The following is a 24,136-nucleotide window of genomic DNA, read 5'->3' as shown; positions in this document are numbered from 1 at the left end:
CGGCGGCACCACCGCTTCAAGCAGCAAGGCCGGTGGCGACCCCGCCTCGACCCGGACGGCACCGTCACCTGGCACGGCCCCGACGGTGCCACCCGCACCAGCGAGCCCCAGCACCGCACGACCGGCTGAGCCCGGGGCGTCAGCGGGGCGACAGGACGACGAGCTCGGTGCCGGACGGGTCGACCAGGGTGACCGAGTCGCCGTCGGCGAGAACGGTATCCACACGGACAGCGCCCAGACGTTCGAGCTCGGCGACGGCATCGGCGAGGTCGGTGCCCGCCGCAGCGACGACCTCCATCCGGGTGCGGCTCGCCCCGTCCTTCGGTGCCGCCGGGCCGCCGCCGAACGAGACCTTCGTGCCGCCGGCCGGCGACTGGACCGCCGTCTCGTCGTCCTCGTCCCACACCAGAGGCCAGCCCAGCGCCTCGCTCCAGAACACGCCGGTCGCCCGACCACCGTCCCCGGCGACCTCGCCGAGCCGCCCGGTTCCCGCGAGGAAGCGGTTCCACGGCGGGATGACGCACAGCGCGTTGCCCTCGGGGTCCGCGAGGACGACGTGCTCCTCGTCCGGCTGCTGCCCCACGTCGAGGTGCCGGCCGCCGAGCGCGAGGACCCGCTCGACCGTCGCGGCCATGTCGTCGGTCGAGGTGCTCGTCACGTGCAGGTGGTGACGGCTCGCCCCGGACGGCGCGGCCGCGCTGCGGAACCGGAGGGCGACGCACACCGGGTCGGACGGGACCACGGTGACCGCACCGGGGCGGTCCTCGGCGGTCGTCCAACCGAGGACTCCGGCCCAGAACCGGGCGAGGGCCGGCGGGTCCGCCGCGTCGACGGCCAGTGCCTCGAGGTGCAAGGTCATCCGGGATCCTCCCCGTCGTCGGTGACGCCCCGACGCCAGGTCCGTCGGCGGCCACCGGCAACACGGTTTCCCGCAGGACGCCCGGCCGAGCCGGTGTCGGTCGGGCGTGGTGGAATCGCGACGTGCTCGTCCTCCGCCGCCCCGCCACCGCCTCGGTGGCCGAGCCGGCCCTCGACCCGCAGCAGCAGGCGGCGGTCGACGCCGACGACCTCGTGGTCCGCGTCCTCGGGGCGCCGGGCACGGGGACGAGCACGGTCGCGGTCGAGCGCGTGGTGCGCGCCGTCCGCGACGGGGCCCCCGCCGACTCCTGCCTGCTGCTCGCCCCGACCCGCCTCGCGGCCGCCCGCCTGCGCGACGTCGTCACGGCCCGGCTCGGCGGCACCACCTCGACCCCGCTCGCGCGCACGCACCACTCCTTCGGCTTCGGCGTCCTGCGCGAGGCGGCCGCCCTGGCCGGGGACCCGGCGCCCCGCCTGCTGAGCGGCCCCGAGCAGGACGTCATCCTCCGCGAGCTCCTCGCCGGCCACGCCACCGGCTCGGCCCCCACCCCGCCGTGGCCGCCGTCGGTCCTCCCGGCGCTGGCCACCCGCGGCTTCCGCGCCGAGCTGCGCGACCTGCTGATGCGCGCCCTCGAGCTCGGCCTCACCCCGCCCGACCTCGAGCGCCTCGGCCGCGAGCACGGCGTCCCCGAGTGGGTCGCCGGCGCCACCGTCCTCGCCGAGTACGAGGACGTCACCGCGCTGTCCGCCCCCGGGGCATGGGACCCCGCGACCGTCCTCACCGCCGCCGCCGACCTCCTCGAGGAGGACAGCGAGGCGCTGAGGCGGATGCGCTCCCGCCTGCGCCTCGTCGTCGTCGACGACGCCCAGGAGCTGACACCGGCCGCGGTCCGGCTGGTCGCCGTGCTCACCCGCGACAGCGGCGTCCCGGTGGTCCTCACCGGCGACCCCGACGCCGCGACCCAGACCTTCCGCGGCGCCGACCCCCGCCTCTTCGTCACGGCCTGGCCGGACGCCGCGACGCACGTCCTGCGGACGGGTCACCGCTGCACCGCGCCGGTGGCCCGCGCCGCCGGGCGGGTCGTCGCGCACGTCGGCGTCGTCGGCGGGGCCGCCCACCGGGCGCCCGAGCCCGTGGCCGGCGACGGCGCGGTCGAGGCGCACCTGCTGCGCACCGGTGCCCAGGAGTCCGCCTTCGTCGCCGGGCTGCTGCGCGAGGCCCACCTGTTGCACGGCGTGCCCTGGTCCCGGATGGCCGTCGTCGTGCGCGGCGGCTCCCGGACGGCCTCGCTGCGGCGCGTGCTGCGCTCGTCCGGGGTCCCCGTCGACACCGCGACGGCCGAGCTCCCCGTGCGCGACGAGGTGGCCGTCCGGCCGCTGCTCACCCTGCTCGCCTGCGCCCTCGAGGTGGTGGCCGGCGCCGACGAGCTCGACCCCGACACCGTCGTCGACGTGCTCTCCTCCCCCCTCGGCGGGGCCGACGCCGTGGGCCTGCGCCGCCTGCGGCGGTCGCTGCGCCGGCTCGAGCTCGACAGCGGGGGCGGGCGGACGAGCGACGTGCTCCTCGCCGAGGCGGTGCTCACGCCGGCCGCTCTCGACCACGTCGGCCCCGAGGCGCGCCCGGCCCGTCGCGTGCACCGCATCCTCGCCGCCGGGGTCGCGGCGCTGCGCGACGGCCTCGGGGTCGAGGAGGTCCTCTGGGCGATGTGGTCGGCGGCCGGCCTCGCGGACGCGTGGCGCGAGGCGGCGCTGGCCGGCGGGCCGGCCGGGCAGCGCGCCGACCGCGACCTCGACGCGCTCATCGGGCTCTTCGACGCCGCCGCCCGGTACGTCGACCGGCTCCCGGGCGCCCGGCCCGCGGACTTCCTCGAGCACCTGCGCGGACAGGAGGTCGCCGGCGACACCCTCGCGGCGCGGGCCGCCACCGGTGAGGCCGTCGCGCTGCTCACCCCCGCCGCGGCCGCCGGGCTCGAGTGGGACCTCGTCGTCGTCGCCGGGGTGCAGGAGGGGGCCTGGCCCGACCTCCGGCTGCGCGGCTCGATGCTGCGCTCCACCGACCTCGTCGACGTCGTCACCGGCCGCGACCCCTCGCCCCGCGCCGCGCGCACCCAGGTCGCACACGACGAGACGCGCCTGTTCCACGTCGCCGCCACCCGGGCGCGTCACCGCCTCGTCGTCACCGCCGTCCGCAGCGAGGACGAGCAGCCCTCGCCCTACCTCGACGTCGTCGACCCCCGCCCCGACGCCCGCCCCCTCACCGACGTCCCGCGTCCCCTCACCCTCCCCGGCCTCGTCGCCGAGCTGCGGCGCGCGCTCGTCGACCCCGACCCCGCCCTGCGCGGCGCCGCCGTCACGACGCTCGGCCGGCTCGCCCGCGCCGGTGTCCCCGGCGCCGACCCCGCCCAGTGGTGGGCCCTGCGCGCCACCACCGACGACCGCCCGCGTCGCACCGACGACGCCCCGGTCCGGGTCTCGCCGTCGACGATCGACCGGTTCGGGCAGTGCGGCCTCCAGTGGCTGCTGCGCACGAGCGGCGGCGACGGCCCCTCGATGGGCGCCCAGGACATCGGCACCCTCGTCCACGAGGTCGCCCACGACCTCGGCGACGTCGACGCCGCGACCTACGCCGCCGAGCTCGAGGCGCGCTGGGGGCGGCTCGGCCTGCCGCCCGGATGGCTCTCGCGCCGCGACCTCGGCCGGGCCCGCGAGATGACCGCGCGGCTGGCCACCTACCACCGCGAGGCGAGCGCCGAGGGCTGGCGCCGGGCCGCGTCCGAGGAGCGGATGCGCGTCGCGCTCGGCCGGGCGGTCGTCGCCGGCACCGTCGACCGCATCGAGATCGGGCCAGGGGGAGCCGTGCGCGTCATCGACCTCAAGACCGGGTCGCGCAAGCCGACCAAGGACGAGCTGGCGCGCAACGGCCAGCTCGGGGCCTACCAGCTCGCCGTCGAGGAGGGCGCGTTCGCCGCCCACGGCACGGGGTCCGGCGGCGCGGCCCTGCTCCAGCTCGGGCGGGCGGCGAACCGCTCGACGACGCTCCAGGTGCAGGCACCGTTGAGCGCCGACCCCGAGCCGACGTGGGCCCGTGACCTCGTCCTGCGCACCGCCGACGGGATGGCCGCCGCCACCGTCGTCGCCACCCCCTCGCGCGACGTGTGCGGCACCTGCCAGGTCAAGGACTCCTGCCCGGCACAGCCGGAGGGGAGGCGCCTGTGACGACCACCGACCTTGCTGCGGCACAGGCGCCCCCGCGTTGGAGCGCTGTCGCGCTGGCCGAGGCGCTCGGCCAGTCCTACGCCCCGACCCCTGAGCAGGCGGCGGTCATCGAGGCGCCGCTGCGGCCGCTGCTCGTCGTCGCCGGTGCGGGCTCGGGCAAGACCGAGACGATGGCCGCCCGCGTCGTCTGGCTCGTCGCCAACGGGCTCGTGCAGCCCGACGAGGTGCTCGGGCTGACCTTCACCCGCAAGGCCGCCGGCGAGCTGTCCGAGCGGCTCGCGGCGCGCCTGACGACGCTGCGCGAGGCCGGCCTCTGGACCCCCGCGCCGGAGGCCGGCGCCGCGGTCCTCGACGACACCCCGACCGTCTCGACGTACCACGCGTACGCCGGGCGCATCGTCCGCGAGCACGGCCTGCGCCTCGGGGTCGAGCCGGAGAGCCGGCTGCTCACCGAGGCCGCGGCGTGGCAGTTCGCGCACGAGGCCGTCGTCGCCTGGGACGGGCCGATGGACGCCGTCGACAAGGCGGAGTCCACCGTCACGACCGCCGTCGTCGACCTCGCCGGCGAGATGGCCGAGCACCTCGTCGAGCCCCGGCAGGTCGCCGAGCACCTCGCGGAGGTCGTCGACGCCCTCGACGCGCTGACCAAGCCGGACGGCTCGCGCAGGCGCACCAACCCGATGCGCGACACCGTCGACGTCCTGCGCGCCCGGGCCGCCGTCGTCCCCCTCGTCGAGGCCTACCACGCCCTCAAGCGCTCCCGGGACGCGATGGACTTCTCCGACCAGGTGGCGCTCGCCGCCCGGCTCGCCCTCACCGTGCCCGAGGTCGGCGCCGCCGAGCGGCAGCGCTTCCGGGCCGTCCTCCTCGACGAGTTCCAGGACACCTCGGAGGCCCAGCTGCAGCTGCTGCGGGCCCTGTTCGTCGCCCCCGGCGAGCCGGTCCCCGTCACCGCCGTCGGCGACCCCCACCAGTCGATCTACGGATGGCGCGGCGCCTCCTCGACGACACTCGACCGCTTCCGCTCCGACTTCCGCGACCCGGCCCCCGCCGAGGTCCTGCACCTCTCGACGAGCTGGCGCAACGACCGGGCCGTCCTCGCCGCCGCCAACGTCGTCGCCGCCCCCCTCGCGTCGACCACCCGCGTCCCCGTCCAGCGGCTCGTCGAGCGCCCCGGAGCCGGGCCCGGCCACGTCGCCGTCGCCCGCCTCGGCACGCTCGAGGACGAGGCCGCCCACGTCGTCGGCTGGCTGCGCGCGCGGATGGCCCGGCCCGGACGCCGGACCGCAGCCATCCTGTGCCGCAAGCGATCCCAGTTCGACCCGGTCGTCGAGGCGCTCGAGGAGGCCGGGGTGCCCCACGAGGTCGTCGGCCTCGGCGGGCTGCTGCACACGCCCGAGGTCGCCGACCTCGTCGCGCTCCTCCACGTCGTCGCCGACCCCACCCGCGGCGACCGGCTGATGCGCCTCCTCACCGGCCCCTCCTGCCGGCTCGGCGCGGCCGACCTCGACGGGCTCGGCGAGTGGGCCCGCGTCCGCCAGGGACGCCACCGTCCCGAGCGCGGCGCCGACCTCGCCCCCGACGCCGCCGACGAGGCGAGCATCGTCGAGGCGCTCGACGCGCTGCCGTCGCCCGACTGGGTGGGGGAGGAGGGGCAGCGCCTCGGCCCCGCCGCGCTGGCCCGGCTGACCGGCCTCGGCGCGTGCGTGCGCCGGCTGCGCGGCCTGACCGGCCTCGGCCTGCCCGAGCTCGTCGCGGAGGCCGAGGTCGCGCTCGGCCTCGACATCGAGGTCCTCGCCCGGCCGGGGTACTCGACCGGTGCGGCCCGGGCGCACCTCGACGCCTTCGCCGACGTCGCGGCCACCTTCGCCGCGAGCGCCGACCGGCCGGGGCTCGGCGGCTTCCTCGCCTGGCTCGAGGCGGCCGTCGACGAGGAGCGCGGCCTCGACCTCGGCTGGGTCGAGGCCCGGCCGGACGCCGTCCAGGTGATGACCGTCCACGCGGCCAAGGGGCTGGAGTGGGACGTCGTCGCCGTGCCCGGCCTCGTCGAGTCCTCGTTCCCGGCGCACTCGGCCACCCAGAGCCGACCGGTCGGCGACGCGTGGGGCCACGGCGACCCGAACGACAAGGCGTGGCTCGTCGGCCTCGCCGCGCTGCCGCACGACCTGCGGGGTGACCGCGACGGCCTGCCCCGCTTCGGCTGGGCCGACGGCCACGACTGGGAGAGCGCCGCCGAGGCCCTCGCCCGCTTCACGGCCGCCTCGGCCGACCACGGCATCGCCGAGGAGCGCCGCCTCGCGTACGTCGCGACGACCCGCGCCCGCCTCGACCTCCTGCTCACCGCCCACGTCTGGGGCTCGGCCGCGTCCCCGCGCGTCACCTCGCGCTTCCTCGAGGAGGTGCGGGTCCTCGAGGGGGTCGCCCCGGGGCCGTGGGCGGAGCTGCCGCCCACCGACGACCCGAAGCCGCAGAACCCGCGCACGGCGCAGGCGGTGAGCGTGCTCTGGCCGACCCCCGACCACGTCGCCCGCCGCGACCTGCTGCTCGGCCCGGCCCGCGAGGTGGTCGCGGCCGCCGCCGACCCCGAGCCCGCCACCGGGTCCGGCCCGTGGGACGCCGAGGTCCGGATGCTCCTCGACGAGCGCGGACGCCGCCGCGACGGCGCCGACGTCGACGTCGTCCTGCCGGCCCACCTCTCGACCTCGGCCCTGGTCTCCCTCGCCGAGGACGCCGAGGCCTACACGAGCCGGCTGCGCCGCCCGATGCCGCAGCCGCCGGCGCTCGCGGCGCGCCGGGGCACGGCCTTCCACGCGTGGGTCGAGGAGCACTACGCGCGGGCGGCCATCGTCGACGTCGACATGCTGCCGGGGTTCGCCGACGACGACGGCGGCAGCGAGGACCTCGACGCGCTCCGGGAGGCCTTCCTCGCGTCCGAGTGGGCCGCGCGCACCCCGCACGAGGTCGAGACGAGCGTCGAGACGGTCATCGACGGCATCGCCGTCCGCGGGCGCATCGACGCCGTGTTCGCCGGGCGGGGCGCCGACGGCGAGCCCGAGTGGACGGTCGTCGACTGGAAGACCGGGCAGCCGGCCACCGGCGCGCGGGCCCGTGCCCGCGCGGTGCAGCTCGGCGCCTACCGCCTCGCGTGGTCGCGGCTGCGCGGGGTCGACCCGCAGCGGGTGCGCGGCGCCTTCTTCCACGCGGCGACCGGCGAGACCGTGTGGCCCGACCTGCCGGACGAGGCCGAGCTCAGCCGAGCTCTCGCCGCGGCTCGCTGACCTCGTCGGCGTCGTCCGTGACCTGGTCGGCGACGTCCGTGACCTCGTCGGCCTCGGCGGTGACCTCCGGCAGCTCGTCCTCGTCGTCGTCGTCGACGACGAGCGCCGGCGGGGGAGCGGGGCGCGAGCGCGGGGTCACGGGGGCGAGCGAGGTGCGGCGGTAGTCGTCCTCGCCGCGCTCCATCGCCACGTGGACGGCGTCGTCGAGCCGGCGCAGCTGCGTCGAGAGCACCTCGACCGCGGGCACGTCCTTGCGGGCGAGCGCGCCCATGAGGCGGCCGAGCATCCGCAGCTCGGCGCCGAGCCGGGCCCGCACGAGCAGGTTGACGTCGGGTCGCTCGACCCGCACGTGGGCGTAGGCCTCGAGCACGGTGTCGACGGCCTCCGGCGAGGCCTCGGCGACGAGCGCGGCGAAGTCGTCGGCCGGGTCGGCGACCTGGGCGTCCTCCCAGCCGGTCATCGCCTTGACCCGCCCCGAGGCCGCGTCGTGCGGGTCGTCGAAGACGGCGAGGACCTCCTCGCCACCGAGGTCGCCGTGGGTGGGGGTCGCGGCGAAGCGCCACAGGGCGACGTCCTCGAGGGCCTCCTCCCAGCGGGTCAGGAGGGTCGTCGGGACCCGGCCGGTCTCGGCGGCCCGGTCGAGCTCCGCGAGGCGGCGGGTGCGGTAGGCGTCGGCGTCGTAGGCCGGCAGTCCGGCCTCCTCGAAGAGCGCGGGGTCGGTGTTGTGCAGCGCGCCGATCGCGCGGCCGAGCTCGGCCGCCAGCCCCGGCCCGTGCGGCAGGGCGGAGAGGTCGAGCGCGTGCCCCGGCAGGTAGGGGTAGACGGCAGCCCGTCCGCCGGTGCCGAGGTCGACGAACCCACGCGGCGCGGGCACGGCGAACGGCAGACGGCGCGCGAGCAGGCCGAGCAGCGCGACGGAGCGGTCCATCTCGGCGCCCGCGACCTCGGTGCGGGGGACGCGCACCACCCAGCGGCGGTGCTCCTGGTCCTCGACGAAGGCGACGTCGAAGGCCTGCCCGGGGAGGGAGGGGAGTGCCTCGACGCTCACCGGGTCCAGGCCCGGGACGGCGGCACTGGCCAGGGCGGCGAGCTGTGCGGGGCTGCGGTCCACGTGCCCCACGGTAGGCCGTGCCCGCCACCTAGGCTGGGAGGGTGGCCCGTGCCGAGCGAACTCTTCCCGACGTCGCCCTCACCCGGCGCACCCTCGACCGGCACGCGGAGCGACGCGGCGACCCCGACCTGACGCCCCGCCTGCTCGCCGACCCGGCGACGCGCGTCGTGCACCTGTGCGGTGACCGGGTCCCGGTGACGACCGACGACGACGGCGTCGTCCGCGTCGTGACCCGGCCCCCGGTCGCGTCCGACGCCGGGCACCTCGTGGTCTACCTCGGCGAGCACGAGGGGGCGCAGTACGTCGGCGTGGTCGAGGACGGGCCGGACGCCGCGGACGAGGTCGAGCCGGACCCGGGCACGGCGACGCTGCGCGAGGTCGGCGCCCACGTCGACGACCTCGGGGCGGCCCTGTTCGCCTCCACCCTCGCCCTCGCCAACTGGCACCGGGTGCACGGCTTCTGCCCGCGCTGCGGGTCGCGCACCCGTCCCGTGCAGGCCGGCTGGGTGCGGCGCTGCGTGGCCGACGGCAGCGAGCACTACCCGCGCACCGACGCCGCGGTCATCATGGCCGTCGTCGACGACGACGACCGGCTGCTCCTGGCCCGCGGGCGCGGCTTCCGCACCCGCGGGATGTCGGTGCTCGCCGGGTTCGTCGAGCCAGGGGAGACCCTGGCCGGCGCCGTCGCCCGCGAGGTGGCGGAGGAGGTCGGCGTGGAGGTCGACGACGTGCGATACCTCGGGGACCAGCCGTGGCCCTTCCCGTCCTCGCTCATGGTCGGCTTCACCGCCCACGCACGGGGCACGGACCTGCGCCTGCAGGAGGACGAGATCGCCGCGGCCCGCTGGTTCACCCGCGAGGAGCTCGCGGCGGCGGTGGCCGACGGCTCGGTCGCGGTGCCGGGCCGGGTGTCCATCGCCCGGCGCATCGTCGAGCACTGGTACGGCGGCCCGATCGAGGCGCCGGAGGTCACCTCGATGCGCTGAGCCGCCGGCGTCCGCTCAGCCGAGGCGGCTGCGGACCTCGGCGAGCGAGGGGTTGGTGGCGGCGGTGCCGTCGGGGAAGAGAACCGTCGGCACGGTCTGGTTGCCCCCGTTGACGAGCATGACGAAGTCCGCGGCGTCGGGCTTGCGCTCGATGTCGACCTCGGTGAACTCGATGCCCTCGCGCTCCATCTGGGACTTCAGGCGGCGGCAGTAGCCGCACCAGGTGGTCGTGAACATCGTGACGGTGCCGGGGGCCGGGTTCGCGGGAGCACTCATGGCCACGTCAACAGCGGGGGCCCCCGGGTCCTTCCCGACGCCCGCGTCGCCCGGCCCGGGGGAGCGTCGGGGGCGAGACCTAGGATCGACCCCGATGACGATCCTCCCCGTGCACCCCGGCGCCGACGACGTCCTCGACGCGCTCGACCCCGAGCAGCGCGAGGTCGCCTCGCACCCCCTCGGGCCGATGGCGGTGCTCGCCGGCGCGGGCACGGGCAAGACGCGCGCCATCACCCACCGCATCGCGTACGGCGTGCTGTCCGGGGCCTACCAGCCGCAGCGCGTCCTCGCCGTCACCTTCACCGCCCGGGCCGCCGGCGAGATGCGCACCCGGCTGCGCGACCTCGGGGTCGGCGGGGTCCAGGCGCGCACCTTCCACGCCGCGGCGCTGCGGCAGCTGCACTACTTCTGGCCGCAGGCCATCGGCGGCGCCGCCCCCGAGGTGATGCCGCACAAGGCGAGCGCCGTCGCCGAGACCGGCGGCCGCCTGCGCCTCGGCCTCAACTCGGCCGGAGTCCGCGACGTCGCCGCCGAGATCGAGTGGGCCAAGGTCTCGATGCTCACCTCCGACACCTACGCCGCCGCCGCGACGCGGGCCCGGCGCGAGCCCCCGGCCGGCCTCGACGCCACGGCGATGGCCCGGGTCATCGAGGGGTACGAGAGCGTCAAGACCGAGCGCGGCGTCATCGACTTCGAGGACGTCCTGCTCCTGACCGCCGGCATCCTCGGCGAGCACGAGCAGGTCGCGCGGGCCGTGCGGGCGCAGTACCGGCACTTCGTCGTCGACGAGTACCAGGACGTCAACCGCCTCCAGCAGACCCTCCTCGAGCTGTGGCTCGGCGAGCGCGAGGACGTGTGCGTCGTCGGCGACCCCGCGCAGACGATCTACTCCTTCACCGGGGCCTCCCCGGCGCACCTCCTCGGCTTCCGCTCGCGCCACCCGCAGGCCCGGGTCGTCGAGCTCGTCCGCAACTACCGCTCGACCCCGCAGGTCGTCGGGCTGGCCAACCTCGTCCTGCGCAGCCCCGGCGGCGGGCGCCGCTCCGGCTCCGTCGAGCTGCGCGCCCAGCGCGAGGACGGCGTCGTCCCCGAGCTCCTCGTCGCCGACGACGACCCGCACGAGGCCGACCAGGTCGCCGAGCGGATCCGGGGGCTGCTCGACGCCGGCCACCCGGCGTCCGAGATCGCCGTCCTCTTCCGCACCAACGGGCAGAGCGAGATGCACGAGTCGGCGCTGGCCGAGCGCGGCATCCCCTACCTCGTGCGCGGGGGCGAGCGCTTCTTCTCCCGCCGCGAGGTGCGCGAGGCGATCGTCCTGCTGCGCGGCGCGGCCCGCAGCGACGACGGCGAGGTGGCGCTGCCCGACCTCGTCCGCGACGTCCTGCTCGGGGTCGGCTGGACCCGCGAGCCGCCGACCTCCGGCGGAGCCGCGCGCGAGCGGTGGGAGTCGCTCTCGGCGCTCGCCGCCCTCGCGGACTCCTTCGCCGCCACCGACCCCGAGGCCCGGATGCCCGCCCTCGTCCGCGAGCTCGACGAGCGCGCGGCCGCCCAGCACGCCCCGACCGTCCAGGGCGTCACCCTCGCGTCGCTGCACGCCGCCAAGGGCCTGGAGTGGGGCACGGTCTTCCTCGTCGGCTGCTCCGACGGGCTGATGCCGATCACGATGGCCGAGACCCCCGACGAGATCGAGGAGGAGCGCCGGCTCCTCTACGTCGGCGTCACCCGCGCCCGCGACCGGCTCGTCCTGTCCTACGCCCGCGCCCGCACGCCCGGTGCCAAGGGCACCCGCCGGCCCTCGCGCTTCCTCGACGGCACCGAGTCCGTGCTCGGCGAGGCGGCCCGCAGCCGGCCGAAGCAGTCGGCGAAGAAGGTCCGCGGGCGCGAGCGGGCCGCCCTCCCGACGACGTGCCGCGTGTGCGGGGGAGGCCTCGCCACCGCCAAGGAGCGCACGATCGGCCGGTGCACGGCCTGCCCGCCGACGATGGACGAGCAGCTCTTCGAGGAGCTGCGGGCCTGGCGCCTCGCCACCGCCAAGGAGCTCGACGTCCCGGCGTTCGTCGTCTTCACGGACGCCACGCTCACGGCGATCGCCGAGCGCGAGCCGGCCGACGCGGCCGAGCTCTCGCGCATCGCGGGGGTCGGCCCGGCCAAGCTGGAGCGCTTCGGCGAGGCCGTGCTCGATCTCGTCCGAACTTTTTCCGAGGCCCAGAACGCCTGAGGCACAACGGTTTCGGAGCGCTGTGCGGAGAAAAGTCACGGGCGACCCGTTTTAATCCGTTGCCGAGGTTCCGCGGGCCCCCCTACAGTTGCTCGCAACACCTCGCGTGCCCGCCCGGGCACCGACACGACCGAGACCGCGAAGGAGGGTTGGACCGATGGAGAAGACGATGACGACGAACGGCACGGCGATGGCTGCTGCCCGCGAGACCGGCACGACCGTCTGGTACGGCTCCAACACCGCCCACGCGGTCGATCTCCGTCAGGTCCAGGGGCGCACTGTGTCCGCTGCCGACCTCGGCATGCGCGACCGCGCCGTCGCCGGTGAGGCCACCGGCTTCGGCATCGCCGTCCCGTCCACGGGATCCGTGTACCCACGCCTCGAGGCACCCCCCGTCTGACCACCAGACAGGGCCACCTAGAGGCCGCGGATCCCCCCAGGGATCCGCGGCCTTTCTCTTTGCCCGCACGGCCCGGGCGCCGCTCCACCGACCACCACAGCACGCGAGGACCAGCAGCCATGACCGCAGTGAGCGACCGGACCGACACCGACCGCCCGCCCAGTACCACCCCGCGCCACACCCGGCGCTCGACGAACGGAGGTGACCCCCCGATGCAGCTGACCGACCTCCTCGACCTGCAGGACCCGGACGTCATCGACGGCGAGGGCATCCCCTGCCGCGAGAACGACGCCGAGCTCTGGTTCGCCGACACCCCGGAGGGGGTCGAGTTCGCCAAGGCCCTGTGCCGCACCTGCCCGGTGCGCCGCAGCTGCCTCGCCGGCGCGCTCGAGCGGCGCGAGCCGTGGGGCGTCTGGGGTGGCGAGTACTTCGTCCAGGGCGTCACCGTGGCGCGCAAGCGGCCCCGGGGCCGCCCGCGCAAGACCGAGGTCGCGGCCTGACCGCGGCCCCGACCATCAACGCACACAAGCACTTCCGACAGGAGAACGACATGTACCACCGACGGATGCAGCGGATCCGTCGCGTCGTGCACGAGCGCCGCGCCCACGAGGCGCAGCGGGTCGAGCGCGAGGCGGCCAACCGCGAGCAGATGCAGGCGGTCGTCCACGCCATCGTCCGATGAGGGCCGGCGTGCACACCGCGGACCGCACCGCCCCCGGCACCACGCCGGGGGCGGTGCCCGTCCCACCCCTGCGCGGGCGGGACTTCTGGCGCGCCGTGGTCGCCGACGTGCTGGCTACGCTGGCCCCATGGCCGCGCTGACGATCGCCCAGGACCCCGCCGCCGACCGCGTCCTCTCCGAGGACCCCTTCGCGCTCCTCACCGGGATGCTCCTGGACCAGCAGTTCCCGATGGAGCGTGCCTTCGCCGGTCCGGCCAAGGTCCTCGAGCGCTTCGGCACCCTCGACCCCGCGGCCCTGGCCGCGGCCGACCCCGAGGCCTTCGCCGACCTCTGCGCCACGCCGCCGGCCGTCCACCGCTACGGCCGGTCGATGGCCGGGCGCATCCAGGCGCTCGCGGCCGTCGTCCGCGACGAGTACGACGGCGACGCCTCGCGCCTGTGGACCACCGCCTCGACCGGCCGCGAGCTCGTCACGCGCCTCAAGGCCCTGCCCGGCTTCGGCGACCAGAAGGCGCGCATCTTCGCGGCCCTGCTCGGCAAGCAGCTGGGGGTGCGGCCCGACGGCTGGCAGGAGGCGTGCGGCGCCTACGCCGAGACGGGCTCCTTCCGCTCGGTGGCCGACGTGGTCGACCCCGACTCCCTCCAGAAGGTCCGCGACTTCAAGAAGGCGGCCAAGGCCGCGGCGAAGACCAAGGCCTGAGCGTGAGCGACGCGGCGGGGGAGGAGCGACCGGTCTGCGCGACGTGCGGCAGCACGCCGGCGGACCCCGAGGCCGCCGCCCTCGCCCGGCTCACGTGGAGCCGCGGCACCGAGAACGGTCGCGAGGTCTGGACCTGCGCGGCGTGCAGCCGCCGGCACCTGCGCAGCATCGAGGGCAAGCTCGACCCCGCCTGGTGGTGAGGGTCAGGCGGTGTCGGGGTCCGGGGGGAAGCGGGACTCGTCGACGCCGGGCAGGTAGGCGCACACCATCTCGCGCAGGGGCACCGTGCCGCCGATCTGGCTGAGCACCCCGATGCCCCCGAGCCACACCCGGTGGATGAGGAGGTAGTCGGGCGGCAGGTTGAGCTTGAGGCCGATGAGGAACTGCGGCCGGCGCGGGTCCTGGATCTGGGCAGCCGCGCCCCGCAGCCACTCGCGGGTGGGCGTGAACTGCTCGTGGAGGATCGGCTCGACGAGCGGCTGGAGGTACTCGACGAGGCCGTCGGGGTCGATCTGGATGCCGGGGCGGATGAAGCCGGCGCGGCGCAGGACCGCGACGAGCCCCTCGCCGTCGCCCGCGAGGCTCGCCGTGAGGATCTCGCCCATCTCGGGCGGCATGCCCTGGGGGAGGCGGTTGACCGCGCCGAAGTCGAGGACACCGAGGCGCCCGTCGGGCGTGATCCGGAAGTTGCCCGGGTGCGGGTCGGCGTGCAGGAGGCGGGCCCGGGTGGGGGCGCGCAGCTGGAACTCGAGGTAGAGCGAGGCGGCCTCGTCGCGCTCCTCCGGCGTCCCGTCGGCGATGACCCGGGCGAGCGGCGTGCCCTCGACCCACTCGGTGACGAGGACCTGCGGCGACTCCACGAGGACGTCGGGGACGAGCACGTCCTCGTCGTCCCGGAAGGCGCGGGCGAAGTGCCGCTGGTGGCGGGCCTCGAGCGAGTAGTCGAGCTCCTCGCTCATCCGCGCCCGCAGCTCCTCCATGATCGGCTTGACGTCGATGCCGGGGACCCACGAGCCGGCCATCCGGGCCATCCGCGAGAGCTGGTTGAGGTCGGAGAGCAGCGCCTTGCCCGCCCCGGGGTACTGGATCTTGACGGCGACCTCGCGGCCGTCGCGCCACACGCCGCGGTGGACCTGGCCGATGGAGGCGGCGGCGGCCGGGACGTCGTCGAACTCGACGAGCTTGGTCGTGGCCCAGCGCGGCCCGAGCTCCTGGGCGAGGATGCCGTGCACGCGATCGGCGCCCATCGGCGGCCCCGACTCCTGGAGCTTGGTCAGCGTGGCGCGGTAGGGCCCGAGCACCTCCTCGGGCATCGCGGCCTCCATGACCGACAGCGCCTGGCCGAACTTCATCGCGCCGCCCTTGAGCTGGCCGAGCACCGCGAACATCTGCTCGGCGGTGCGGGCCTGGAGCTCGGAGGCGACGGCCTCGGCCGGCTTGCCGCCCACCCGCTTGCCCATGCCGAGGGCGGCCCGCCCGGCGTGGCCGAGGGGCAGGCCCGCGAGCCGAGCGGCCCGGGCGATGGAGGAGCCGGGGATCTCCCGGTCGCGTTCGCTCACCCCGCCATTCTCACCGACGCACAGCCGCACCCGGGCCGGGAGGTCCAGACCCGGTGCACGACGGTCGTGCCTTGCGGGCCGATCTCGGTCGAGACGCCGCCGAGCGAGGCGTCCCCGGCGAGGGTCGCGAGGGCGGTGACCGTGGCCACCGCGGCGGCGAGCACGACGGCCCCGGCCCCGAGCGCCGCCGCCGCACCGGGCGGCCGTGGGGGCGGGGTGACGCAGACGAGGCACGGCGTGCGGCCGGGGAGCACGAGCGGACCGACGTCGACCCCCGCGGTGTGCCGGACGACGGGCAGCAGGGCGACGTCGTGCGCCTGCCACGGCGCCCCGAGCCACGGCGCGCTCCACCACTCGGGCGGCCCGTGCTCGGCGACGAGCACGACGAGGTCGGGCCCGGGCAGGCCGGCGACGAGCGCGAGCTCGGTGGCGTCGGCCTCGTGCGCCCCGGCGCGCACCGGCACCCCGCAGCGGCGCAGCCGGCCCGCGGTCTCGGACGCGAGCACACCCCACCCGTCGACGACGACCCGCACCCGCTCCATCGCTGCCTCCTGCCCGGACCCCTGGCGGCATCCTGCCCGGCCGGGCGCCTCCACCGCGGGCGTCGTCCACAGGCCCCGGGCACGGCGACGGCCCCGGACCGTCGTGGTCCGGGGCCGTCGTCGAGGGTCGGCCGCTCAGGCCTTCCCGAGGATGCGGTTGAGGTTCGTCCCGCACACCGGGCACTGCCCCTTGGCCATCCGCCGGCCGTTCTCGGAGACGACGACCTTCCCCTCCGCCTCGCGCTTCTCCTTGCACTTCACGCAGTAGAACTCGCCCTTGTAGGTCTCGTCAGCCATCGACGTACTCCTTGTCACCGGCCGGGAACCCGTCCGGAGTGGTGTACCGCCCCCCGGGGGCGGCCTGGACCGTCCCACACTAGCCACGCGGGGGGTCGCTGCCCACGTGACGCGCGGCCGGGGCGGGCCGTGGCGTCCTCGCTGGTCACGCGCGTCCCACCGGCCCCACGGTCACCGCAGTGCGTAGAGTCGGGGGGTGGCCACGCGGGACGTCGAGGTCCGCCGCAGCCGGAGACGCCGCCGCACCGTGAGCGCCTACCGGGACGGCGGACGCACGGTCGTGCTCATCCCCGCCTCGTTCTCGGCCGCCGAGGAGGCCCGCTGGGTGGAGCGGATGCTCACGCGGCTCGAGCGCGGCGACACCCGCAGCGCCCTCGGCGACGACGCGCTCGCGGCCCGGGCCGCCCGCCTGTCCGAGCGCTACCTCGGCGGGCACGCGCGGCCGAGCAGCGTCCGGTGGGTGTCGACGATGGAGAAGCGCTGGGCCTCGTGCACCCCGACGGACGGGACGATCCGGGTCTCCGACCGGCTGCGCGACGTCCCGACACACGTCCTCGACTACGTGCTGCTCCACGAGCTCGCGCACCTGCTCGTCGCCGGCCACGGCCCGGCCTTCTGGCGGCTGCTGGGCTCCTACCCGCGCCTGGAGCGCGCCCGCGGGTTCCTCGACGGGCTCGCGCACGCCTCGGGGATGCCGACCTCAGAGGAGCCCGAGGGCCCGGCGGCCGGCCTCGACGAGGGGTGAGAGCTCGGCGCGGGTGCCCTCGGGCAGCGCGTCGGCCGGCCACCAGCGCACGTCGTGCGACTCCGCGCTGACCCGCGGCACGGCGTCCGCGGCGGCCCGGGCGACGTAGCGGACGTCGAGGTGCTCGCGGCAGCGCCCGAAGTCGCCCTCGAGGGTGTGCCGGTCCAGCTGCACCGGCGCGGGCAGCGGCTCGAGGTCGGGGATGCCGGACTCCTCGCGGGCCTCGCGCCGCGCGGCGTCATAAAGCGTCGCGTCGCCCGGCTCGAGGTGGCCGCCCAGCTGGAACCACTGCCCGGCCCGCCGGTGGTGGGTGAGCAGGACGTGCTCGCCGGTGGCGTCGACGACGAGGCAGGACCCGGTGAGGTGCGCGGGCGGCCCGGCCTTGGCCACGCCGTCCGGGTGCGCCGCGAGGTGGGCCAGGTAGCCGCGGCGCAGCTCCTCCTGCTCCGCGTCCGGCGCCGACCAGCGGTCGAGGACGGCGGTGGCGTCGGCGTGCAGGTGGGCGTACTCGTGGGCGGGGTCGACGGGGTCGGTCACCGGTCGCCCTCGCCGCGCAGCAGCGCGTCGAGCTCGGCGTCGAGGTCGTCGGTGGCCGGCGTGGTCGACCGCTCGGCGTAGCCGAGCGGGTCGTCGAGGTCGGCCGAGGACGGCGCGAGGTCCGGGTGGCGCCACGCGGCGTCGCGGCCCTCGGCACCGGCCCGGTCCTCGAGCGCCCGGAAGAGGTTGGCGGCGTCGCGCAGCCGGCGCGGACGCAGCTCGAGCCCGACGAGGGAGCCGAAGGCCTTCTCGGCCGGGCCGCCGCTCGCGCGGCGCCGGCGCACGGCCTCGCCGAGGGCGTCGGCGGCCGGCAGGTGACCGGCGACCGCGCGCTCGGTCACGACGTCGACCCAGCCCTCGACGAGGGCGAGCAGCGTCTCGAGCCGGCCGAGGGCGGCCTGCTGCGCGGGGGAGTGCTGCGGGTTGAACAGCCGCCCCTGCAGCGCCTCCTGGACCGCCTGGGGGTCGGAGGGGTCGATCGAGCGGACCGCCTCCTCGATGCCGTCGGTGTCGATGGTGATGTCGCCGGCGTAGTCGCGCACGGCCGCGCGCAGGCCGGCCGAGAGCCACGGCACGTCGGCGAACAGGCGCACCCGGGCGACCTCGCGCACCGCGAGGTACAGGCGGGCCTGCGGCTCGTCGACCTCGAGGCCGTCGGCGAGCTCGCGCAGGGCCTGCGGCATGAGGACGACGTCGGGGGCGGGCACGAGCGGGAGCGAGACCTCGCAGCCGGTGACGACCTCGCCGGCGAGGGTCCCGACGCCCTGGCCGAGCTGGAGGGCGAACATCGAGCCGTGCATGCGGCGCAGCATCGGGCCGGCCTGGTCGAGCATCCCGGCCATCCCCGCGGGCAGGGCGTCCTCGGGCAGGTCGGAGAGCTGGCGGGTCATGGCCGCGGTGACGGCGTCGGTCACGCCCTCGGCCACCGGCTCGACGAGGTCGGTCCAGACGGGCATCGTCGCCTCGACCCACTCCGCACGGCTCCACGCGGTGCCGCGCAGCGCGGGGGCGGTGAGGTCGGTGACGGCGTCGAGCCAGAGGTTCGCGACGTGCACGGCCTCGGCGGCGGCCCGGCGGTCGGCCTCGGCCGCGAGGGCGTCCCCGGCGGCCGCGACGGTCTTGCGCGCGGTGTCGGTGGCCAGCGCCGGGTCCAGCGTGCTGTCACCGGGCGGGGCCGCGAACATCGCCTGCACCTGGGACATGACCATCTGGAGCATCTGCGGGTCGATCCGGTCCAGGCCCATGTTCCGCATCATCGCGACCATCTGCGGGTCGAGCTCGGCGCCGCCGGTGAGGCCGCGCAGCATCTGCTCCAGCTCCGGGGGGAGGTCGGGGGTCTCGTCGTCGTCGGCGTGGTCGGTCACGGCCGGTCTCCTGCAGGTCGGATGAGAGGATGGGCGTCTGTCGTACCCAACCACGGCCGCGCGCGAATCGTTCCGGCGGCCGTCCCCCGAGGAGCCCCATTGGCCACCGATGACTCCGCGGTCGCGCTCGTCGCGGTCCGCGACGAGCCGCTGTCCGTCGACGAGGCGCTGGACGCCGTGCGCCACCCCGCGTGCGGTGGCGTCGCGCTCTTCGTCGGGCTCGTGCGCGACCACGACCACGGCGACGCCGTGACGGGGCTGGAGTACTCGGCGCACCCGAGCGCCCTCGCGACGATGCAGGAGGTGTGCGAGCACGTCCTCGCGTCCTCGGACGCCGTCCGGGTGGCGGCGGTCCACCGCACCGGGACCCTCGCCATCGGCGACCTCGCGGTCGTCGTCGCGGCGTCGGCGCCGCACCGCGGCCAGGCCTTCGACGCCTGCCGGGCGGTCATCGACACCCTCAAGGCGCGCACGCCCATCTGGAAGCACCAGTCCCTCGGTGACGGCTCGACCGAGTGGGTGGGGCTGCCGTGAGCCTGGGCGTCCCCCCGCCGTCCGCGCGCGGCGGCCGGCTGGCCGCGACCCTCCTCACCTCGCTCTTCGTGCTCGTCGTCCTCGCCGCCGGGATGACGTTCGTCGGCCTGCCCTACGTCATCCTGTCGCCCGGCCCGGCCACCAACGTCCTCGGCCAGGTCGACGGCAAGCCGGTGCTGTCGGTCCAGGGGGCGCAGACGTACCCGACGCAGGGCGCGCTCGACTTCACGACCGTCGCCTTCGAGGGCGGTCCCGGACGCACGGTGACGATCTACGACCTCGCGGAGGCGTGGTGGCGCGGAGACAGCGACACCGCCCCCGAGAGCGACTACTTCCCCGACGACACGACCGCCGACGAGGTCCAGGAGCAGAACGTCGAGCTGATGAACGAGTCCCAGGTCGTCGCGGCCGCGACCGCCCTGCGGGCCCTCGGGAAGCAGGTGACGACGCACGTCGCCATCGCCGACGTCCCGGACGGCAGCCCGGCGGCCGGGGTGCTCGAGAAGGGCGACGTGCTCCGGAGCGTCGACGGGGTCGACGCGTCCGACCCGGACGCCGTGCGCGGCGCGGTGCGCGAGCACCGGCCGGGGGAGGAGGTCGCGCTCGTCGTCGATCGGGACGGCCTCGAGAAGCGCCTGTCCGTGACCACCGGCGACGTCCAGGGCCAGCCGGTCATCGGCGTGCTCCTGCGCACCGACTACGACCTGCCCGTCTCCGTCACCCTCAACACCGGCCAGGTCGGTGGGCCCTCGGCGGGCCTGATGTTCACCCTCGCGATCTACGACGCCCTGACGCCGGGCGCGCTGACCGGCGGGCAGCGCATCGCCGGCACCGGGACGATCGCCGACGGCGGAGCGGTCGGACCGATCAGCGGCATCCGGCAGAAGATGGCCGGCGCCCACGAGGCGGGCGCCCGCTGGTTCCTCTCGCCCGCGCAGGACTGCGCGGACGCCGTCGGCCACGTGCCGGACGGGATGACCCTGCTCAAGGTGACGACGTTCGACGACGCGAGGACCGCCGTCGAGGGCATCGCGAAGGGCGACACCGCCGGCCTGCCGCGCTGCGGCTGAGCCGGCCGGTCGCCCGGGGCGCTCAGTCCAGGGTCGCGCGCAGGGCGTGGACGATGCCCGGCGCGAGGTCCTCGCCGAGGGCGACCTCGTCGTCGCTGTCGTGCGCCCGCTGGCGCAGCAGGCAGCGCGCGGCGCCGTCGCGCGTGACGGCCACGAGCAGGCGCACGTCGGCGCGGTCGGGGTGCGCGGCGACGGCGCGCACCGCCTCCTCGGGGTCCTCGGGCAGGTCGCGCTCGGCGGCCGGCGGGAGGACGACCCGCTCCACGGCGACCGCGCAGCCGGCGACCTCCGCCGGCCAGGCGATCCGGCCGAGCAGCTCCTCGAGCCCGGTGGCCTCGGGGAGCTCGTCCTGCTCGATGGCCGAGAGGGCTCCGGCCACCGCGTCGTGGGTGGCCAGACCCTGCGCCAGCTGCGGCTCGCGCTCGACGAGCTCGGCGGTGTGGACTAGCGCGAAGAGCCGGACCGGCTGGTCCCACCCGGAGCGGGCGACGTGCCGCTCGGTGTCGAGCGCGGCGAGGGTCAGGGGGTCGGTGACGGGGCGTCGGTCGGGGCTCACGGGCTCCATGGTGCCCGACGCAACCTTTCCCGCCCTCCGCGCGTTCGGGTGTGCGAGATAGGTTGACCTCACCCATCGCACGACGACCCCGGCACACGGGACGAGGAGAGCTGTGAGTCGCTCGGACTGGTTCGACGGACGCGACCGCCCGGACGGACCCGATGACGGGTCCGGGCGCGCCGCCGAGGGAGGCCGCCCCGCGCGGCCGCGCCGGAGGGGCCCGCTGCTGCCCACCCTGCTCGTCCTCATCGGCCTGGCCGTGGTCGGCGGCATCGCCGCCGACCTCCTGACCGACGTCTGGTGGTACGAGTCGGTCGGCTACCGCAGCGTCTTCACGACCGAGCTCGCCACCAAGGCGGTCATCTTCGTCCTCGCGTTCGTGCTGACGGCGGGTGCGGTCGCGGCCTCGCTCGTCGTCGCCTTCCGCACCCGGCCGATCTACGTCCCGGTGACGCCGGCCCAGCAGGTGCTCGAGCAGTACCGCCAGGCCATCGAGCCGCTGCGCCGGATCGCGCTGTTCGCGATCCCGGGCGTCCTCGGCCTGCTCGCGGGCTCGGGGTCGATGGGGGCCTGGCGCACGTACCTGCTCTGGGCCAACCGGCAGCCCTTCGGTGTCACCGACCCGCAGTTCGGCCTCGACGTCGGCTTCTTCGTCTTCACGCTGCCGTGGCTGCGCTTCCTCGTGAGCTTCCTGACCGTCGTGCTCGTGCTGACCTTCCTCGCCGGCGCGTTCACCCACTACGTCTACGGCGGCCTCCAGCTGCCGGGCCGCGGGCCGTCGACGCGGGCCGCCTACGTGCACCTCGGCGTCGTCGGCGCGCTCATCGCGCTGACCCGCGCCGGGTCGTACTGGCTCGACCGCTACTCGCTCTCGACGCAGAAGGGGTCGCTGCTCACGGGCATCACGTACACCGACGCCAACGCGGTCCTGCCGACCAAGGCCATCCTCGCGGTCGCGGCGATCATGTGCGCGATCTTCTTCCTCGCCGCGATCTGGAGCCGCAGCTGGCGGCTGCCGATCATCGGGGTCGGGCTGCTCGTCGTCACCGCCGTCGTCGCGGGCACGATCTACCCGGCGCTCATCCAGTCGCTGCGGGTGCGGCCCTCCGAGCGTTCGCTCGAGGCGACCTACATCGACCGCAACATCAAGGCGACGAGCGCGGCCTTCGGGCTGGACCGCGTCGAGCGGATCGAGAACACGGTGCCGGCGCAGGCGCCGTCCGAGAACACGCTGCGCTCCAACGCCGAGGCCATCCCCGGCGTGCGCGTCATCGACCCCAACGTCGTCGCACCGACCTTCCGCCAGCTCGAGGGCGAGCGCGACTTCTACGCCTTCCCCGACACCCTCGACGTCGACCGCTACACGATCGACGGCCGGGTCAACGACGCCGTCGTCGCCGTGCGCGAGATGAACCTCTCGGGCCTGCCGGACAGCCAGCGCAACTGGATCAACGACCACACGGTCTTCACCCACGGCTACGGCTTCTACGCGGCGTACGGCAACCAGCGCACCGCCGAGGGCGACCCGGTCTTCTTCGAGGGCGGCACCCGCAACAACCTCGGTGAGTACGAGCCACGGATCTACTTCGGCGAGCTGTCGCCGTCGTACTCGGTCGTCGGTGCCCCCGCCGGGGCGCAGGCCAAGGAGTACGACCGTCCGGGCTCCTCGGAGGGGTCGTCGGTCAACAACACCTACAGCGGTGGAGGCGGCGTCTCGATCGGCTCGACGTTCCGCAAGCTCGCGTACGCGATCAAGTACCGCGAGGCGAACTTCTTCCTCTCCAACGCGGTCAACGACAGTTCGCGCATCCTCGACCACCGCACCCCGCAGGAGCGCGTCGAGCGCGTCGCGCCCTGGCTGACCCTCGACGGCAACGTCTACCCGGCGGTCGTCGACGGGCGGGTGCAGTGGATCGTCGACGGCTTCACGACCTCGTCGGCCTACCCGAACAGCCGCCTCGTCGACCTCGCGAACGCGACGTCGGACTCGGTCGCCCAGCGCAGCAACGTCGTGCAGGTCCGCACCGGCGAGGCCAACTACGTGCGCAACGCCGTCAAGGCGACCGTCGACGCGTACGACGGCTCGGTCAAGCTCTACGGCTGGGACACGAGCGACCCGATCCTCAAGGCGTGGAGCCAGGCCTTCGGCAACACGGTGCGCCCGATCTCCGAGATCTCCGGCGACCTGATGTCGCACATCCGCTACCCGCAGGACCTCATCAAGATCCAGCGCGACCTGCTCAACGAGTACCACATCACCAACCCGGACGACTTCTACACCGGCAACGACCGCTGGCGGGTGCCGCGCGACCCCTCGCTGTCGACCCAGGACATCCCCGTGGTGTTCCAGTCGATCGCGCTGCCGGGCGAGGACCGCGCCTCGTTCTCGATCACCTCGCCGTTCGTGCCGGCGAGCAACGCCGAGGGCGGCCGGGAGATCCTCCGTGGCCTGCTCGCCGTCGACGCCGACGCCGGGTCGACCGCGGGGGAGCGGGCCGAGAACTTCGGCAAGCTCCGGCTCGTCGAGTACTCCTCGAACCAGGCGCCGTCCGGACCGGGCCAGGTGCGCAACCAGATCCAGAACTCCAACGTGCGCTCGCAGAACCCCGCGGAGCAGCTGGGCCTCGCGCAGTACATCACCAACAACTCCAGCGGCGGCAAGAAGCTGACCTTCGGCAACCTGCTGACCTTCCCCCTGCAGGGCCGCACCTTCTACGTGCAGCCGGTCTACGTGCAGGCCTCGGAGGGCTCGGGCTCGTTCCCGCAGAACAAGATCACCGTCGCCGTGTACGGCTCGAACGTCGCCTGGGGCGACACGCTGGACCAGGCCATCACCGGCCTCTTCGGCGAGGGGCAGGGCGACACGGGCGGCAACGACGGCGGCGGCAGCGACGGCGGGGGCGGCGGCGGCACGCCGACCGACCCCGGCACGGGTCTGCCGCAGCAGCTGAGCGCGGCCATCGCCGAGATCCAGGCGGCCTACCAGGCCGGCCAGGAGGCGCTGAGCAAGAGCGACTTCACCGCGTACGGCGAGGCACAGAAGCAGCTGTCCGCGGCGATCGCCAAGGCCGACGAGCTCGCCCGCCAGCTCGGGACCACGGCGCCGACCCCGACGCCCTCGGCGTCCCCGTCGGCCTCGCCGTCCCCGGCGCCGTCGGCGTCGACGACCGCCAGCGCCGGATGACGCAGGGCTCCGCCGGGGCCGAT

At 75.7% G+C, this 24,136-nt stretch carries 22 protein-coding genes; 13 read left to right on the top strand and 9 right to left on the bottom strand.

What is annotated here, in order from left to right; all coding sequences use genetic code 11:
• Positions 1-139 precede the first annotated feature (139 nt).
• Positions 140-859, bottom strand: coding sequence for a VOC family protein (locus J3473_RS11840; protein WP_207023604.1), 720 nt, complete (start codon positions 857-859; stop codon positions 140-142).
• Positions 860-981: 122 nt separating this feature from the next.
• On the opposite strand from J3473_RS11840, the gene J3473_RS11835 reads away from it, so the two are divergent.
• A complete protein-coding gene (locus tag J3473_RS11835; RefSeq protein WP_207023602.1) occupies positions 982-4,074 on the top strand; it encodes an ATP-dependent DNA helicase in 3,093 nt (1,030 codons plus the stop codon).
• Complete coding sequence (locus J3473_RS11830) at positions 4,071-7,352, top strand: UvrD-helicase domain-containing protein (protein ID WP_207023600.1); 3,282 nt, start codon at positions 4,071-4,073, stop codon at positions 7,350-7,352. The genes J3473_RS11835 and J3473_RS11830 overlap by 4 nt, the downstream gene beginning before the upstream one ends.
• Here J3473_RS11830 and J3473_RS11825 read toward each other — a convergent pair.
• Positions 7,324-8,463: a phosphotransferase gene (locus J3473_RS11825; protein ID WP_207023596.1), complete on the bottom strand. Its 1,140-nt coding sequence runs from the start codon at positions 8,461-8,463 to the stop codon at positions 7,324-7,326. The two genes, J3473_RS11830 and J3473_RS11825, sit on opposite strands and share 29 nt — an antisense overlap.
• A gap of 41 nt (positions 8,464-8,504) precedes the next feature.
• Between J3473_RS11825 and nudC the strand changes: the two genes are divergently transcribed.
• On the top strand, positions 8,505-9,449 hold the full coding sequence (gene nudC / locus J3473_RS11820) for an NAD(+) diphosphatase (RefSeq protein ID WP_030529676.1): 945 nt from the start codon (positions 8,505-8,507) through the stop codon (positions 9,447-9,449).
• Between the two features lie 15 nt (positions 9,450-9,464).
• On the opposite strand, the gene J3473_RS11815 is transcribed toward nudC, so the two are convergent.
• A complete protein-coding gene (locus tag J3473_RS11815) occupies positions 9,465-9,725 on the bottom strand; it encodes a mycoredoxin (protein ID WP_030529677.1) in 261 nt (86 codons plus the stop codon).
• A gap of 94 nt (positions 9,726-9,819) precedes the next feature.
• Here J3473_RS11815 and J3473_RS11810 point away from each other — a divergent pair, with 94 nt between their 5' ends.
• The 6 genes from J3473_RS11810 (at position 9,820) to J3473_RS11790 (ending at position 13,925) form a co-directional block, all read left to right on the top strand.
• The gene (locus J3473_RS11810) at positions 9,820-11,943 is read left to right on the top strand and encodes an ATP-dependent DNA helicase UvrD2 (protein ID WP_306790184.1); all 2,124 of its coding nucleotides are present in this window, start codon (positions 9,820-9,822) and stop codon (positions 11,941-11,943) included.
• Positions 11,944-12,100: 157 nt separating this feature from the next.
• The gene (locus J3473_RS11805) at positions 12,101-12,343 is read left to right on the top strand and encodes a hypothetical protein (protein WP_030529679.1); all 243 of its coding nucleotides are present in this window, start codon (positions 12,101-12,103) and stop codon (positions 12,341-12,343) included.
• Between the two features lie 212 nt (positions 12,344-12,555).
• Positions 12,556-12,843: a WhiB family transcriptional regulator gene (locus tag J3473_RS11800; protein ID WP_030529680.1), complete on the top strand. Its 288-nt coding sequence runs from the start codon at positions 12,556-12,558 to the stop codon at positions 12,841-12,843.
• Positions 12,844-12,893: 50 nt separating this feature from the next.
• Positions 12,894-13,025, top strand: a complete 132-nt coding sequence (locus tag J3473_RS19655; protein ID WP_256437940.1) for a hypothetical protein — start codon at positions 12,894-12,896, stop codon at positions 13,023-13,025.
• Between the two features lie 127 nt (positions 13,026-13,152).
• The gene (locus J3473_RS11795; protein WP_207023594.1) at positions 13,153-13,725 is read left to right on the top strand and encodes an HhH-GPD-type base excision DNA repair protein; all 573 of its coding nucleotides are present in this window, start codon (positions 13,153-13,155) and stop codon (positions 13,723-13,725) included.
• Between the two features lie 2 nt (positions 13,726-13,727).
• Complete coding sequence (locus J3473_RS11790) at positions 13,728-13,925, top strand: hypothetical protein (RefSeq protein WP_242525830.1); 198 nt, start codon at positions 13,728-13,730, stop codon at positions 13,923-13,925.
• Between the two features lie 3 nt (positions 13,926-13,928).
• Here J3473_RS11790 and J3473_RS11785 read toward each other — a convergent pair whose 3' ends face one another.
• The 3 genes from J3473_RS11785 to J3473_RS11775 all read right to left on the bottom strand — a co-directional run bounded on the left by J3473_RS11785 (position 13,929) and on the right by J3473_RS11775 (position 16,123).
• Positions 13,929-15,284 (bottom strand): AarF/ABC1/UbiB kinase family protein, encoded by a 1,356-nt coding sequence (locus tag J3473_RS11785; protein ID WP_242525829.1) that lies wholly within the window; start codon positions 15,282-15,284, stop codon positions 13,929-13,931.
• On the bottom strand, positions 15,281-15,826 hold the full coding sequence (locus J3473_RS11780) for a hypothetical protein (protein ID WP_207023593.1): 546 nt from the start codon (positions 15,824-15,826) through the stop codon (positions 15,281-15,283). Before J3473_RS11780 ends, J3473_RS11785 begins: the two co-directional genes overlap by 4 nt.
• Positions 15,827-15,961: 135 nt before the next feature.
• The gene (locus J3473_RS11775) at positions 15,962-16,123 is read right to left on the bottom strand and encodes a DUF5679 domain-containing protein (protein WP_013493366.1); all 162 of its coding nucleotides are present in this window, start codon (positions 16,121-16,123) and stop codon (positions 15,962-15,964) included.
• 196 nt (positions 16,124-16,319) lie between these two features.
• Here J3473_RS11775 and J3473_RS11770 point away from each other — a divergent pair, with 196 nt between their 5' ends.
• Positions 16,320-16,868: a M48 family metallopeptidase gene (locus tag J3473_RS11770; protein ID WP_030529685.1), complete on the top strand. Its 549-nt coding sequence runs from the start codon at positions 16,320-16,322 to the stop codon at positions 16,866-16,868.
• Here J3473_RS11770 and J3473_RS11765 read toward each other — a convergent pair.
• Together J3473_RS11765 and J3473_RS11760 are read right to left on the bottom strand one after the other, a co-directional pair.
• Positions 16,824-17,405 carry an NUDIX hydrolase gene (locus J3473_RS11765; RefSeq protein ID WP_207023591.1) on the bottom strand — a complete coding sequence of 194 codons (582 nt, stop codon included), beginning with the start codon at positions 17,403-17,405 and terminating at the stop codon, positions 16,824-16,826. The two genes, J3473_RS11770 and J3473_RS11765, sit on opposite strands and share 45 nt — an antisense overlap.
• Positions 17,402-18,769: a zinc-dependent metalloprotease gene (locus tag J3473_RS11760; protein WP_242525828.1), complete on the bottom strand. Its 1,368-nt coding sequence runs from the start codon at positions 18,767-18,769 to the stop codon at positions 17,402-17,404. The genes J3473_RS11765 and J3473_RS11760 overlap by 4 nt, the downstream gene beginning before the upstream one ends.
• A gap of 99 nt (positions 18,770-18,868) precedes the next feature.
• Here J3473_RS11760 and J3473_RS11755 point away from each other — a divergent pair, with 99 nt between their 5' ends.
• Positions 18,869-19,303: a molybdenum cofactor biosynthesis protein MoaE gene (locus tag J3473_RS11755; protein WP_030529688.1), complete on the top strand. Its 435-nt coding sequence runs from the start codon at positions 18,869-18,871 to the stop codon at positions 19,301-19,303.
• Entirely contained in the window at positions 19,300-20,373 is a 1,074-nt protein-coding gene (locus J3473_RS11750) for a PDZ domain-containing protein (protein ID WP_242525827.1), read from the top strand. The genes J3473_RS11755 and J3473_RS11750 overlap by 4 nt, the downstream gene beginning before the upstream one ends.
• Positions 20,374-20,395: 22 nt before the next feature.
• Here J3473_RS11750 and J3473_RS11745 read toward each other — a convergent pair whose 3' ends face one another.
• The gene (locus J3473_RS11745; RefSeq protein WP_030529690.1) at positions 20,396-20,938 is read right to left on the bottom strand and encodes a PPA1309 family protein; all 543 of its coding nucleotides are present in this window, start codon (positions 20,936-20,938) and stop codon (positions 20,396-20,398) included.
• A 103-nt stretch (positions 20,939-21,041) separates the two neighbouring features.
• On the opposite strand from J3473_RS11745, the gene J3473_RS11740 reads away from it, so the two are divergent.
• Positions 21,042-24,113 carry a UPF0182 family protein gene (locus J3473_RS11740; protein WP_207023587.1) on the top strand — a complete coding sequence of 1,024 codons (3,072 nt, stop codon included), beginning with the start codon at positions 21,042-21,044 and terminating at the stop codon, positions 24,111-24,113.
• The last annotated feature ends 23 nt before the right edge of the window (positions 24,114-24,136 follow it).

Source organism: Phycicoccus sp. DTK01 (assembly GCF_017312765.1).
GTDB classification, from domain to species: domain Bacteria; phylum Actinomycetota; class Actinomycetes; order Actinomycetales; family Dermatophilaceae; genus Phycicoccus; species Phycicoccus jejuensis.
Note: the sequence above shows the minus strand (reverse complement) of the source record. Positions and strands in the feature narration are given on the sequence as shown.

Excerpts from the sequence above, each read along its gene's own strand:
- J3473_RS11805 (WP_030529679.1), top strand. The coding sequence starts at position 12,101 with ATGGAGAAGACGATGACGACGAACGGCACGGCGATGGCTGCTGCCCGC.
- J3473_RS11795 (WP_207023594.1), top strand. The coding sequence starts at position 13,153 with ATGGCCGCGCTGACGATCGCCCAGGACCCCGCCGCCGACCGCGTCCTC.
- J3473_RS19655 (WP_256437940.1), top strand. The coding sequence starts at position 12,894 with ATGTACCACCGACGGATGCAGCGGATCCGTCGCGTCGTGCACGAGCGC.
- J3473_RS11815 (WP_030529677.1), bottom strand. The coding sequence starts at position 9,725 with ATGAGTGCTCCCGCGAACCCGGCCCCCGGCACCGTCACGATGTTCACG.
- J3473_RS11775 (WP_013493366.1), bottom strand. The coding sequence starts at position 16,123 with ATGGCTGACGAGACCTACAAGGGCGAGTTCTACTGCGTGAAGTGCAAG.
- J3473_RS11840 (WP_207023604.1), bottom strand. The coding sequence starts at position 859 with ATGACCTTGCACCTCGAGGCACTGGCCGTCGACGCGGCGGACCCGCCG.
- J3473_RS11745 (WP_030529690.1), bottom strand. The coding sequence starts at position 20,938 with ATGGAGCCCGTGAGCCCCGACCGACGCCCCGTCACCGACCCCCTGACC.
- J3473_RS11800 (WP_030529680.1), top strand. The coding sequence starts at position 12,556 with ATGCAGCTGACCGACCTCCTCGACCTGCAGGACCCGGACGTCATCGAC.
- J3473_RS11810 (WP_306790184.1), top strand. The coding sequence starts at position 9,820 with ATGACGATCCTCCCCGTGCACCCCGGCGCCGACGACGTCCTCGACGCG.
- J3473_RS11780 (WP_207023593.1), bottom strand. The coding sequence starts at position 15,826 with ATGGAGCGGGTGCGGGTCGTCGTCGACGGGTGGGGTGTGCTCGCGTCC.